Annotated in this window: 11 protein-coding genes; 4 read left to right on the plus strand and 7 right to left on the minus strand. The window is 38.4% G+C overall.

Annotated elements, in window-relative coordinates; all coding sequences use genetic code 11:
* Window positions 1–5: 5 nt before the first annotated feature.
* The 7 genes from MCS_RS03285 to ssb all read right to left on the minus strand — a co-directional run bounded on the left by MCS_RS03285 (window position 6) and on the right by ssb (window position 8,841).
* Complete coding sequence (locus MCS_RS03285) at window positions 6–1,220, minus strand: MFS transporter (protein ID WP_004855649.1); 1,215 nt, start codon at window positions 1,218–1,220, stop codon at window positions 6–8.
* Between the two features lie 783 nt (window positions 1,221–2,003).
* Entirely contained in the window at window positions 2,004–3,122 is a 1,119-nt protein-coding gene (tgt, locus tag MCS_RS03290; RefSeq protein WP_004855650.1) for a tRNA guanosine(34) transglycosylase Tgt, read from the minus strand.
* A 554-nt stretch (window positions 3,123–3,676) separates the two neighbouring features.
* Window positions 3,677–4,189 (minus strand): peptidylprolyl isomerase, encoded by a 513-nt coding sequence (locus tag MCS_RS03295; RefSeq protein ID WP_004855653.1) that lies wholly within the window; start codon window positions 4,187–4,189, stop codon window positions 3,677–3,679.
* Window positions 4,190–4,207: 18 nt separating this feature from the next.
* Window positions 4,208–4,789, minus strand: coding sequence for a peptidylprolyl isomerase (locus MCS_RS03300; protein WP_004855655.1), 582 nt, complete (start codon window positions 4,787–4,789; stop codon window positions 4,208–4,210).
* Window positions 4,773–5,291, minus strand: a complete 519-nt coding sequence (gene coaD / locus MCS_RS03305; RefSeq protein ID WP_024864218.1) for a pantetheine-phosphate adenylyltransferase — start codon at window positions 5,289–5,291, stop codon at window positions 4,773–4,775. Before coaD ends, MCS_RS03300 begins: the two co-directional genes overlap by 17 nt.
* Before the next feature lie 24 nt (window positions 5,292–5,315).
* Window positions 5,316–8,093, minus strand: coding sequence for a DNA gyrase subunit A (gyrA, locus tag MCS_RS03310; protein ID WP_004855658.1), 2,778 nt, complete (start codon window positions 8,091–8,093; stop codon window positions 5,316–5,318).
* Window positions 8,094–8,322: 229 nt separating this feature from the next.
* On the minus strand, window positions 8,323–8,841 hold the full coding sequence (gene ssb, locus MCS_RS03315; RefSeq protein ID WP_004855660.1) for a single-stranded DNA-binding protein: 519 nt from the start codon (window positions 8,839–8,841) through the stop codon (window positions 8,323–8,325).
* A 341-nt stretch (window positions 8,842–9,182) separates the two neighbouring features.
* Between ssb and uvrA the strand changes: the two genes are divergently transcribed.
* From uvrA to MCS_RS03335, 4 genes are all read left to right on the plus strand, one after another.
* Complete coding sequence (gene uvrA / locus MCS_RS03320) at window positions 9,183–12,089, plus strand: excinuclease ABC subunit UvrA (RefSeq protein WP_004855661.1); 2,907 nt, start codon at window positions 9,183–9,185, stop codon at window positions 12,087–12,089.
* 161 nt (window positions 12,090–12,250) lie between these two features.
* Window positions 12,251–12,589 (plus strand): P-II family nitrogen regulator, encoded by a 339-nt coding sequence (locus MCS_RS03325; protein ID WP_004855663.1) that lies wholly within the window; start codon window positions 12,251–12,253, stop codon window positions 12,587–12,589.
* A gap of 57 nt (window positions 12,590–12,646) precedes the next feature.
* Window positions 12,647–14,056 carry a type I glutamate--ammonia ligase gene (glnA, locus tag MCS_RS03330; protein ID WP_004855664.1) on the plus strand — a complete coding sequence of 470 codons (1,410 nt, stop codon included), beginning with the start codon at window positions 12,647–12,649 and terminating at the stop codon, window positions 14,054–14,056.
* Window positions 14,057–14,213: 157 nt separating this feature from the next.
* The gene (locus tag MCS_RS03335) at window positions 14,214–14,759 is read left to right on the plus strand and encodes a hypothetical protein (protein WP_004855666.1); all 546 of its coding nucleotides are present in this window, start codon (window positions 14,214–14,216) and stop codon (window positions 14,757–14,759) included.
* Window positions 14,760–14,794: the final 35 nt, after the last annotated feature.

The raw sequence follows: 14,794 nt of genomic DNA on the forward strand, positions 1-14,794 counted from the left end.
ATTGATTATTGATCTCGCTTTTCCACATACCATGAAAAACAAAAAATCAATAATCCACATAAAGTTAAGATCCCCCCAAGAATAGCAGTATATTCATAACTATAACCCAACCTTAAAACCCACGCTCCAGATTCCGCTCCAAGAGCGTTAGCAATATTAAAAGCCGATTGCATAAGTGCTCCTGCTAAAATTTGTCCATGTATAGAAACATCCATAATTTTTGTTTGTATAGGGGGCATAGCTGCAAAAGAAGATCCCACAAGAAAACATCCCAACGCTGCAGTAAATGGAGTATAGGATAAAAAGAAAAAAAGAAAAAAAACGAATGCACTCCACAACAGAGCAAAGAATATCATCGGTGAAACACCAATTTTAACAGCCAATTTAGGTCCCAAAAGATTGCCTACAACCATCCCTAATCCAACTAACGGCATAATAAACGGTACCCAATTAAGAGAAACATGAGAAATATACATTAATGTCGACTTAATATAAGTGAAAACAGAAAATAAGCCTGATGCCCCAACCGAAACCATTACTAAAAGAAACCATACCTGCTTTTGCTTTAACGAACTCAGTTCGCGTAAAGGACTTGTTTTGGAAACATCACAAAAAGAAGGCAAAAATACCCCAATAAGCGCACAACATAATAAAGCAATCGCACCCACAAAAATAAAAGCAACCTGCCAACCAATAAGCTGACCAATCCAAGTAGCACTCGGTGCTCCAAAAACTGTCGCAATTGTCAAACCAAGCATAACATATCCAACAGCTTTAGAACGTTCTTTCATTTTTACCATCGAAGATGCAACCATAGTTGCAAGCCCAAAATAAATACCATGTGGAAGCCCACTGATGAACCGCAGTGCCACTAATATGCTAAAATCAGAAAAGAAAGCACTCGCAATATTTGCTAATGCATAAAAAAACATCAAACCTATCAAAACAATCTTGCGTGGCAACCGAGCTGTGGCAACAGCTAAAAGAGGTGCCCCAACTACAACGCCAAATGCATAAGCGGAAACATATTGACCAGCTGTAGGAATATCAACATATGAGCTCTGAGCCATCTCTGGCTGTAGTCCCATCGCAACAAATTCCGCAGTACCAATAGCAAAACTTCCCACTGCAAGAGCTAAAATTGCCAAACGCCGTGTTCTCGAATCAGTCTCAAAAGATGAAAAAGCATATTTTTCACGAGAATTCTTCATTATCACCATTTCTGTACAGCAACATTTTTATCTTGGACACCTATAGAGAACAAATAGACAGAAAATGTTTTTTACCGTCTATACCTCATAGACACCAATAAAGCCTTAGGAAAGTCTCTCATAACAAAGAGAACTGATCTATAATCGTTCTTGTAGCATAGACATAACAGGAATTTATTGTCTCAAACTGCCCTTGCAATAATAACACCCCATAGCCCATTAGTTACTAATATTCCTACCCAAAAAACAATTCCGACACTTTTTACTATTAACCGCTTTGTATTTTCTAAACCAAACTCTAAAGCAGAATATTTTCATATCAATTATATGACGAAACATTTTTGATCACGACATAAAATTCTGCAAAACCTTCAATGAACCGTCCATTTTTTTATACATGCATAAACTGTGTCAATACCTTTTTCTAAAATTTCATCACTAAGAAAAAAATAAAAATATCTTTAAAAATGCAATTTTCATACTTCCTTAAGGGTTCAATAACTCCTCATTAACATTGTTGATTTAAACAGTCATTAGAAACAGAAAAAACTGTTTTCCTCCGGATCAGGTAGCGCGTACCGGAGTTACTGTTTCTTGTATAGTATCATAATTGCAAGAGAAATATATACTGATAAAACTGCGCATTCACATTGAAAGTTCGTGCAGTTTTATGCCTTTTGCGAAATTTTTTATAGCAAGAATAAATAACCACACACACACAAAGAAACGTATAGCATTCCATTACCCTCAGTGTTCCACAAACACTCTTGTATATGGCTTTATTGCCAGTTATTATCGCCCTTGCATCCACAAAGCACAAGTCTCAGAACAAAAATCAGAATAGCACCCTGCTTCAATAGAATCACGAATCCCCTGCATAAGTTGTTGATAATAAAAGAGGTTATTCCAAGTCAACAACATTCCACCAAGAGATTCTCTAGATTTAATCAAATGATGCAAATAAGCACAACTATAATCACTTGCGGCTGGACAAAGCGATTGTGGATCAAGGGGATAAGGATCTTCCGCATAGCGCGCATTACGCAAATTAATCTTACCAAAACGTGTAAAAGCTAAACCATGGCGTCCTGCACGTGTTGGCATAACACAATCAAACATATCGATCCCACGTGCAACGCTTTTTAAAATATCATCAGGCGTCCCAACCCCCATAAGATATCGTGGTTTATCCTCTGGCAAAATCGGACAAGTCGCATCCAGTACGGCTGTCATAACACTCTGCGGTTCACCAACAGCAAGCCCTCCAATAGCATAACCTTTTAAATCCATTTCTTTTAATGCCTGAGCAGAACGCTCACGCAGTTTCATGTTATCACCGCCTTGAACAATACCAAACAGAGCTTTCTCTGGCTGATCACCAAAAGCTTTTTTACAACGCTCTGCCCACCGTAATGAAAGTTCCATAGCAGCTTCTGTTTCTTTTTCGCTTGCAGGTAGTGCAATGCATTGATCCAATTGCATCTGGATATCAGAATTAAGAAGTCCTTGAATTTCGATAGAACGCTCAGGACTCATGTCATAATACGCTCCATTAATATAAGAGCGGAAAATTACACCTTTTTCTGTAATTTTACGGATTCCTGCAAGTGACATAACTTGAAATCCACCAGAATCAGTTAAAATAGGTCGAGACCAACGTATAAATTCATGTAAGCCTCCTAAACGCGCAACACGCTCTGCTCCTGGACGCAACATTAAATGGTAAGTATTTCCCAAAATGATATCAGCCCCAAGATCACGTAGCTGATCCATATACATGGCCTTAACTGTTCCTGCCGTTCCAACTGGCATAAACGCGGGTGTACGAATAGACCCACGTCCCGTTATAATTTCACCCCGACGAGCATATTTATCTTGAGCAATTTTTTTATAATGAAATGTTTTTATCATCACTTTTATCTTTTTGATTACATAAACTCATAACTACCATAAAAAGAAAAGATAAACTTTTCTTCATAACGTCATCATAAGCTTTACAAATTGATTTTCGATTCGCTAAATGCTGTAAACAGCATAAAAGTGAAAAGAGATAAATGAAATTTTATTATCAAATGATCACAACAATAAAAGTAACAATCCGAGCTCCTCAAAAAACTCTTCTGAAATAAAAAAGAATTAATAAGCACAATTCTCTTAAAACACTTAATTCTGATAAACTGGTCAATCGCAATCGATCAACAAATGAGCAATTTTCGAAAGAAAAGCTGAATAAAACTAAGCTTAAGCATAATGTCTTCTTAGCATATAATATTGCAACAATGAGAAATAACGCCCATAAACTTATTACATCTAAAAACGACAAAGTTTAATGCAAAAAATGAACAGAAAAAATCAACCTCTCCCTATCAAAGTAGTGACAATGAATTTATGTTGTACTCATAACAAGATCAGACGCAAGTATTTCTATTGAACAATCTTACAATAAAAACTAAATAGAATTTATACTATTTCGTATCTGCCGCAACTGTAGCTTTGAGAATTATATCGGGATCTATAACAGGTTCACCACGCTTAATTTTATCGACATTTTCCATACCCTCAACAACTTGACCCCACACCGAATATTGGCGATCAAGCCAAGGAGCATCCGCAAAGCAGATAAAAAACTGCGAATTAGCAGAATTTGGATTCTGGCTACGTGCCATAGAAACTGTACCGCGCTTATGAGAAAGATTTGAAAACTCTGCTGTCAAATCAGGTTTATCTGAACCACCCATACCAGCACACGATAAATCAAATTTTTCACCATCCTTTTTCCCAAATTTTACATCACCAGTTTGTGCCATAAATCCTTCAATAACACGATGAAACACAACATTATCATAAGCACCTTCACGCACGAGCTCCTTAACACGTGCAACGTGACCAGGGGCTAAATCAGCAAAAAGCTCAATAACGACTCTCCCTTTCGTCGTTTCAAAAACTATGATATTTTCTAGATCTTTACTCTCATCCATACAATAAACTCCTTTTATTCATTTATCAGCTTGTAAAGTAGCGGAATTAATCACATCAGGATCAGCAACAGATCCATTATTATTTACACTGCCTTTTGTAATTTTATCAACAACATCCATTCCCTTTATAACCTCGCCAATAACCGTATATTGACCATTCAGAAAAGCCGCATCATCAAAACAAATGAAAAACTGAGAATTTGCCGAATGAGGATCTTGCGAACGTGCCATTCCAACAGTGCCGCGTTTAAATGGCTGCTTTGAAAATTCTGCTGGGATATTGGGATAATCTGAACCACCCATACCAACACGTTTAAGATCAAAATTTGCACTCCCCTTTTTTCCAAATTTTACATCACCCGTTTGCGCCATAAAACCTGGAATAACACGGTGAAATACAACATTATTGTAAGCACCTTCTTTTGTTAATTTCTTGATTTGCGCAACATGTTTTGGTGCCAGATCAGAACGTAACCGAATAACCACATCACCATTTTTGAGAGATAAAACAAGCACGTCTGAATCATTTGCTACTACACTCAAGGAAAAAAAACAAAGAACACATGCCAAAATGGCAAAAATTTTAAGATACACAACCATTCTTCCCTAAAGATTGAAACTTCAAGTGCAAAGCACGTGCAACATTTTGAGGAACGAAGGATGCCACATCACCTCCCATAGAAGCAATCTGGCGCACCAATGTAGACGTTATAGCACGTCCAGAAACGCTTGCTGGCAAAAAAATTGTTTGTAATTCAGGTGCCATGATACCATTCATTCCTGCCATTTGCATTTCGTAATCAAGGTCAGTGCCATCACGTAAGCCGCGAATAAGAAATGAAGCACCTATTTCACGCGCCTTATCAACCAAAAGAGTATCAAATGAAATAACCTGTAATCGGTCAGATCCAACGCTTAACAAATCTTTTCCCACTTGCGTAATTAACTCTATACGCTCCTCAAAGCTAAAAAGTGCCTTTTTTTGGGCCTGTATACCTATAGCCACAACGACCTTATCTGCCAAAACAAGACTACCCCGTAAAACATCGAGATGACCGTTGGTAAGAGGATCAAAGGAACCTGCGTAAAGAGCAATTTTCACCATTTTACTCCGTTCCCTTTAAAATTATTTCTCTTCACTAAAATCAATCGTACCAGAATTCTCTGCTTCATCACCTAATTGGCCAGTATCTTCTTCAGATTCAGAAATACGCTCAACCGATACAACTTTTTCCCCTTCAGCCGTATTGAAGATCGTCACCCCTTTGGTTGAACGTCCCGCTATACGAATACCATCAACAGGAACGCGAATGAGCTGCCCACCATCCGATACCAACATAATTTGATCTTGCATCTTTACCGGAAAAGCAGCCACTAATTTACCAATTTCAACTGTTTTAGAGGGATCTGTTGCACGAATTCCTTTTCCACCACGCCCGGAAATGCGAAATTCATAGGAGGAAGATCGTTTTCCATAACCAAATTCACTCACTGTTAAAAGCATTTGTTCGCGTGCATTAAGCTCTGCGTAGCGCTCATCTGTCAATTCCGCTTCGGATCCTCCATCATCTTCATCAAGAGTTAAAATATCTTCAGCATCTGCTCCAGCAGCACGACGTTCACCAACCACACGCTTGATATAAGCAGAACGTTCAACCGAAGTTGCCTCAACATGCTCTAAGATAGTCATCGAAATGACTTTATCACCGTTTGCTAAATTGATACCACGGACGCCAACCGAATTACGACCTGCAAAAACACGAACATCAACAACTGGAAAACGTATACATTGTCCATTCGCCGTTGTGAGTACCACATCATCATGTTCTGTGCACGTTTCGACAGAAAGAATCTCATCTCCTTCCTCATCCAATTTCATTGCAATTTTACCATTACGATTAACTTGAACGAAATCTGATAATTTATTACGACGTACAGTTCCGCGCGTCGTTGCGAACATCACATCCAATTCACTCCAACTTGCTTCATCTTCTGGCAAAGGCATAATTGTTGTTATACGCTCACCTTGCTGTAAGGGAAGCATATTGATCAGAGCCCGCCCGCGCGATTGCGGCGTACCAAGTGGCAAACGCCAAACTTTTTCCTTGTAAACAATCCCACGTGACGAAAAGAAAAGGACTGGTGTGTGCGTATTAACAACAAACAAACGCGTTACAAAGTCCTCATCTTTCGTAGACATACCAGAACGCCCTTTACCACCGCGGCGCTGTGCACGATATGTATTAAGGGGTACACGCTTAATATAACCGCTATGACTTACTGTAACTACCATATCTTCTGACGCAATGAGATCTTCATTATCCATCTCAGCACTGCCAAAACCAAATACAGTGCGCCGCGGAGTTGCAAATTCCTCACGAAGAGAGCTAAGCTCATCCTTAACGATATTCATAATCTGAGAACGCGATGCCAAAATATGAAGATAATCGGCGATATCCACTCCAATTTTATTCAATTCATCAGCAATTTCATCACGCCCAAGTGCTGTCAACCTTTGCAAGCGCAACTCCAGAATAGCGCGCGCCTGTTCTTCAGACAAATTATAAGTATTATCTTCATGAATAACATGACGTGGATCATCAATGAGTTTAATTAAAGGAGCTACATCAACAGCTGGCCAGCGCCGTTCCATTAATTGTGTACGCGCTGTCTGTGGATCAGGCGCTTTGCGAATAAGTGCTATAATTTCATCGATATTGGCAACAGCAATGGCGAGACCAACCAAAACATGTGCACGTTCACGTGCTTTACGCAAAAGATATTTTGTTCGCCGACTAACAACCTCTTCTCGGAAAGAAACAAATGCACGAAGCATATCAAGCAACGCCATCTGTTCAGGCTTTCCCCCATTCAACGCAACCATATTGCAACCAAAAGAAGTTTGCAGTGGCGTATAACGATACAGTTGATTTAAAACAACTTCCGCAACAACATCTTTCTTCAACTCAATAACAACGCGATATCCATCCCGATCAGATTCATCACGCAAATCAGAAATTCCTTCGATGCGTTTATCACGCACCAACTCGGCCATTTTCTCAATCATCGTTGCTTTATTCACTTGATAAGGTATTTCGCTTACAATAATTGCTTGGCGACCATTGCGAATTTCTTCAATATCAACCTTCGCACGCATAATAACTGATCCGCGTCCCGTTTCATAAGCTGAACGGATACCAGAATGACCAAGAATAATACCACCAGTAGGAAAATCAGGACCAGGAATAATTTCAATAATTTCATCAAGTGTTATGCTAGGATTATCAATCAAGGCAATACAACCATCAATGACTTCACCAAGATTATGAGGGGGAATATTGGTTGCCATCCCTACGGCAATACCACCTGATCCATTAACCAAAAGATTCGGGAAACGCGCTGGCAAGACCACCGGTTCACGCTCACGCCCATCATAATTATCCTGAAAATCAACCGTATCTTTATCGATATCGGCTAAGAGCTCTTCGGAAACTTTTTCTAAACGACATTCTGTATAGCGCATTGCAGCAGGTGGATCACCATCAACAGAACCAAAATTTCCTTGACCATCAATCAATGGATTTCGCAAAGAAAAGTCCTGCGCCATACGCACTAACGCATCATAAATTGAAGCATCTCCATGGGGGTGGAATTTTCCCATAACCTCCCCTACAACACCCGCAGATTTACGATATGATTTATTAAAAGAAAGCCCCATCTCATTCATAGCATGAAGAATACGCCGATGAACTGGCTTAAGACCATCACGTACATCAGGAAGCGCACGCGAAACGATCACGCTCATTGCATAATCGAGATAGGAGCGCTGCATTTCATCAATAATACTGATCGGTTCAATACCGATCAGTGCATCACGTTCTGGTGGTGGAATAAGATCGCTCACAGTTTTAGAACTTTCAAAAAAGAATCATTTCATTTTATTTATAGCGAAAAAAACACCAAAATGCTAATTTCTCTCTCACAACAGGGACGAAATTTAACTCTCCTTTTCAACATGTTATTTATTTTAAATTGGGCTGAAAATAAACAGGACTTACTTTCATGAACTATAAAAAACGGAAAATAAAAAACAACAGAGAATAAAAAAATGATAAGCGGACTTTATAAACGTATCAAAAAGGAACATCATCATCTAATTTGTGTGAGAAGTCTTCTCTTGATTGATTATTATTTTGACCAAAAACATCCCTCTGATTTAAGCTATTGTCACTAAAACCACCGCTACCATAACCACTGCTCGACTGGTTTATACCTTGCATTTGCTCTCCTCCACTTACTCCACGTCCATCAAGCATTTGTAATTCGCCTCGGTATTTTTGTAAAACAATCTCTGTTGTATAACGGTCATTCCCATTTTGATCTTGCCATTTTCGTGTCTGCAATTGACCTTCAATGTAGATCTTGCTACCTTTTTTCAAATATTGTTCTGCAACTTTAACAAGGTTTTCATTAAAAATAACGATATTATGCCATTCTGTACGTTCCTTACGCTCGTTCGTATTACGATCGCGCCAACTCTCTGAAGTAGCAATACGAAGATTTGCCACTTGATCACCAGAATTCAAACGGCGAACTTCAGGATCCGCACCAAGATTACCAATTAAAATAACTTTATTAAGGCTACCAGCCATCACATAAACTCCAAAATCTTAATTTGCAAAACTAACGTAAACAGGGTTATTCCCATTTTGATCTTGCCATTTGCGTGTCTACACAATTGACCATCACTGTAAATCTTGCTAACCTTAAAAAAACATAATGCGTTATTATAGCAAAAGATGATAACAACGCATAGTTTATTCCATCACTTTGAATAAAAAGCCGTTTCTTTACCTCTCTTTCCACAGAACTTGCACTTTTTTCCGCTTTAAAACAGTAAAACACGTTGTCATTCTAAAGAAACAACTTTATTTATCTTTAGAAGCTCTCATTTTTGTCACATATGCTTTTTTACATATGCCAAGGATAAAACATGGCTTATCAAAAATACATCTCTATTCGCGGCGCGCGTGAGCACAATCTCAAAAATATTGATCTAGATCTCCCTCGCGACAAACTGATCGTCATAACAGGACTTTCTGGATCAGGTAAATCATCCTTGGCTTTTGATACAATTTACGCCGAAGGTCAACGCCGCTATGTTGAAAGCCTTTCGGCTTATGCTCGACAATTTCTGGAAATGATGCAAAAACCAGACGTCGATCGAATAGACGGACTTTCTCCAGCTATCTCCATTGAACAAAAAACCACCAGTCGTAATCCGCGTTCAACAGTGGGTACCGTCACTGAAATCCATGATTACATGCGCCTTCTCTTTGCACGTATCGGAGTTCCTCATTCCCCCACTACGGGACTTCCTATTGAAAGCCAAACGGTAAGCCAAATGGTTGATCAAATTATGTCCTTACCGGAAGGTACGCGAACTTTTATTATGGCACCTCTCGTTCGAGGACGAAAAGGAGAATATAAAAAAGAACTAACAGAGCTTTTAAAAAAAGGATTCCAGCGCGCTAAAGTTGATGGAAAGTTCTATGAAATCCCCGATATTCCTCCTCTTGATAAAAAGTATAAACATGACATAGATGTCGTGGTAGATCGTATTATTGTAAGCAATGATATTTCCTCTCGCTTAGCAGACAGTATAGAAACCTGTTTACAGTTAGCAAATGGTCTTGCTGTTGCAGAAATGGCAGATCACCCCTTGTCACAAAAAGAAACCACAAAAGAATCCGCTTATAAATCGAAGAATGAAACACACAAACGATTGATCTTTTCAGAAAATTTTTCTTGCCCAGTCTCTGGATTTTCTATCCCTGAAATTGAACCACGCCTCTTTTCCTTTAATAATCCTTTTGGCGCTTGCCCACTTTGCGACGGACTTGGCACTAAAAAAGTAATTGACCCAACAAAAATCGTACCAAATGAAAACCTTACCTTAGAATCTGGAGCGATTGTCCCTTGGTCTAAATCATCTTCCCTTTATTATAGCCAAACCTTGCAAGCATTAGGAAAAATTTACGGATTTAAACTCACAGATAAATGGTGCTCACTCTCCAAGGAAGCACAACATGCCATTCTCTATGGCACAAAAAGAAAAGAAATTACTTTTGTTTGTAAAAATGATCCAGGAAAGCACAAAACAACTCAATATTTTGAAGGAATCATCCCAAATATGGAAAAGCGGTGGAAAGAAACTGACTCTGCGTGGTCACGTGAAGAGATTGAACATTATATGTCTTCTTCACCTTGTCCAGCCTGTCACGGTTATCGTTTAAAACCAGAAGCGCTGGCGGTTAAAATTCAAGGAATGCATATTGGACAAATATCCGAACTTTCTATTTTAAAAGCAAATGATTGGTTTACCGATATTCAACAATATCTGACTAAAAAACAACGTAATATTGCTGCACGAATTTTAAAAGAAATTCGTGAACGCTTGGCTTTTTTAAATCATGTAGGACTTGAATATCTGACTTTATCTCGCAGTTCAGGCACACTATCAGGTGGAGAAAGTCAACGCATTCGATTAGCATCTCAAATTGGTTCCGGTCTTACAGGTGTACTTTATATTTTAGATGAACCATCTATAGGTTTACACCAACGTGATAATGAACGCCTTCTAAAGATGTTACATCACCTGCGTAATCTTGGCAATACAGTTATAGTCGTTGAACATGATGAAGATGCCATTTTAACTGCAGACCATGTAATTGACATGGGCCCTGCCGCAGGTGTTCATGGTGGAGAAATCATAGCGCAAGGAACACCACAAGAAATTATAGAAAATCCATCCTCTCTTACAGGCCAATATCTTGCAGGAAAAATAGCTATTACAGTACCTAGCCAACGACGCAAAATATCAAAATCGAAAACACTTAAAATCATTGGTGCTAGGGGCAATAACCTAAAAAATATCAGTACGCACATCCCTCTTGGAACCTTCACATGCATAACCGGCGTTTCAGGCGGAGGAAAATCAACTTTTCTCATTGAAACTCTTTTCAAAGCTGCATCACGTCATATCATGGGAAGTCATCATAATCCCGAAAGGTACGACAAAATTGAAGGATTAGAATTTCTCGATAAGGTAATCGATATCGACCAATCTCCCATTGGGCGTACTCCGCGCTCCAATCCAGCAACCTATACAGGCGCATTTACCCCAATCCGTGAGTGGTTTTCCGAACTTCCAGAATCAAAGGCCCGCGGATATCAAGCAGGACGTTTTTCATTTAATGTTAAAGGAGGACGCTGCGAGGCGTGTCAAGGTGATGGTGTTATAAAAATTGAAATGCATTTTTTGCCCGATATTTATGTTACTTGCGATGTCTGCCAAGGAAAACGCTATAATAGAGAAACACTGGAAGTAAAATTTAAGGGAAACTCTATAGCGGATATTCTTGACATGACAATTGAAAAAGCAGAAGAATTTTTTCAAGCGATTCCTGCTATTCATAATAAAATGAAAACCCTGATGAGAGTTGGCCTTGGCTATATTAAAGTAGGACAGCAAGCTACAACGCTTTCTGGAGGTGAAGCGCAGCGTGTAAAACTTGCAAAAGAACTTTCACGTAAAACAACGGGACGTACCCTTTATATTTTGGATGAACCAACAACAGGTCTGCATTTTCATGATATTTCTAAACTTCTTGAAGTGCTGCATGAACTTGTCGAACAAGGTAATACTGTTATCGTCATTGAACATAATCTTGACGTCATAAAAACTGCTGATTGGATTATTGACTTAGGACCTGAAGGAGGAGATGGCGGCGGTGAGATCGTTGCGTCAGGACGTCCTGAAGATATTATTAAAGTTCCTACATCCTACACAGGAAAATTTCTAAAAGAAGTTTTGTTACGCACGACAAACAAAAAATAATATGCCTTTTTATACTGCAAGAAAATCTTTTCCAAAAAATATATTCTTTGCCATATTTTTTGACTTTTTGTGCAGAAAGTAATCTGTTGGCACATCTCGCTGTTGCCAATATAATGTAATGCAGTCTAAGAAGACAAAATAACGTTGGAGAAAATTTCAGCATGAAAAAAATTGAAGCCATTATAAAACCTTTCAAACTTGATGAAGTGAAAGAAGCGCTTCAAAAAATTGGATTACACGGTATTACAGTAACAGAAGCAAAGGGTTTTGGTCGTCAAAAAGGACATACAGAACTTTATCGCGGAGCTAAATATGTTGTTGATTTTCTACCCCAAGTAAAAATTGAAATTGTCGTTGCCGATGAAAAACTGCAACAAACCGTTAATGCAATACAAAAGGCAGCTCAAACAAAACATGTTGGAGATGGAAAAATATTCATTTCTTCCATCGATGATGCTATTTGTATCAGCACAAATGAAGCCGGAAACGATGCTCTTTAACAGCTACAAAATTCTTCACCTTTTTTGTCCCCCTCAGTCCCATAAGGAAAATTGAATATGACAACCGCATCAGATATTCTCAAACAGATTACAGACAATGATATACGTTTTGTTGATTTACGCTTTACTGATCCTCGAGGAAAATTGCATCACATCACAATGGACATTGCAGAAATCAGTGAGGACACATTTAGCGATGGCGTTATGTTTGACGGTTCTTCAATTTGCGGATGGAAAACAATCAATGAATCTGACATGGTTTTGATGCCCGTTCCAGAAACAGCACATATTGATCCTTTTTTTGCGCAATCTACTTTGGTCATATTTTGTGATGTACTTGATCCTGTTTCTGGAGAGTTTTATCGCAGAGATCCTCGTTCTATCGCTAAAAGAGCCGAAGTTTATATGAAATCTTTAGGAATTGGAGATACTATCAATATAGGTCCAGAAGCGGAGTTTTTTATCTTTGATGATGTGCGCTATAAAACAGATCCTTACAACACAGGTTTTAAACTCGATTCTAGTGAACTTCCATCTAACGATGACACGGAATATGAGATGGGAAATCTCGGTCATCGCCCAAGAATGAAAGGAGGCTACCTTCCAGTCCCTCCTGTAGATTCCTGCCAAGATATGCGCTCTGAAATGCTTACAGCACTAAAAGATATGGGTATCCGCGTTGAAAAGCATCATCACGAAGTCGCAGCAGGTCAACATGAATTAGGTATTCGCTTTGACACTCTCGTTCGCGAAGCTGATAAGATGCAAATTTTTAAATATGTCGTACATCAAATAGCAAACAGCTATGGGAAAACAGCAACTTTTATGCCAAAACCGGTTTTTGGAGATAATGGTTCAGGCATGCATGTTCATATGTCCATTTGGAAAGATGGAAAACCAATTTTTGCGGGAAATGAATATGCTGGATTATCAGAAACCTGCTTATTCTTCATTGGTGGCATTATTAAACATGCAAAAGCAGTCAATGCCTTCACTAATCCATCCACAAACTCTTATAAACGTTTAGTCCCTGGTTATGAAGCTCCTGTCCTTCTTGCTTATTCTGCACGCAATCGTTCTGCATCTTGCCGCATCCCAATGAGCTCTTCGCCAAATTCAAAGCGTGTAGAAGTTCGTTTCCCAGATCCAACAGCAAATCCATATTTAGCATTTGCAGCACTATTAATGGCTGGACTTGATGGCATCAAAAACAAAATCCATCCTGGACACGCTATGGATAAAGATCTTTATGATCTTCCTCAAAAAGAGCTAACAGAAATTCCTACAGTCTCAGGAAGTTTGCGTGAAGCTCTCGAATCGCTTGATAAAGATCGTAGCTTTCTTAAAGCTGGTGATGTCTTTGATGATGATCAGATCAATTCTTTCATTCAATTAAAAATGCAAGAAGTTTTGCGTTATGAAACCACGCCACATCCTGTCGAATTTGATATGTATTATTCTTCTTAGAAAATAAGAAGTCTCCCTTTTCAATTTAGAAATGGAGGTTAAAATCTCCATTTTTGTGGATATTTTTCTTATTAAAGAACACAAGGTACTTTTTGCTTTTGTGCTTTTCCTTTATAAGGTTATTTGAATCTCTTCAAATCAATTATCAAGGTTTCAAATGCCGCGAATTCGTCTTCTCTTTTTTATTCTTTCATGCATTACTTTTATTATATCAACAGTTTATGCTTATACAATTACAAGTAAAGAACTTACAACTTTTGAAAAAGCAGTATTTGCTTACAGTAAAGCGATTCAAAATTCCGATGCAGAAGCCATCTTAAATGCTATCCCTCCTCAGATTATTGATAGCCTCATTGCCAAAAAAAGTCTTAGCAAATCCCAGTTTCAACAAATCATGAAAAGCCAAATAGAACAGTTGGCGGAAAATTATAAGATTGAAAGTATTACAATCAACCAAAAGAAAAAACGAGAAGGCAAACTCGATAATGATATTCCTTATTTTGTAGTACCTATAGAGTTTGTAACCATAACGAATTCCGGAAAAAAATCCTCTATTCAAACTGAAATTATTGCTCTTCTTTGCAATGAGCAATGGTATTTTATCCGTGGTAATGACGAGGCAATCTTAAACATAACCAATCAAGCATTTCCTGGACTTGAAAAGATACAAATCAATCCCCAGAAAATCATTAAAATACTATGATTTTGAAAAATAAACGTGCGAACATAAACTGAAAA

The organism is Bartonella doshiae NCTC 12862 = ATCC 700133 (assembly GCF_000278155.1).
Taxonomy (GTDB): Bacteria; Pseudomonadota; Alphaproteobacteria; order Rhizobiales; family Rhizobiaceae; genus Bartonella; species Bartonella doshiae.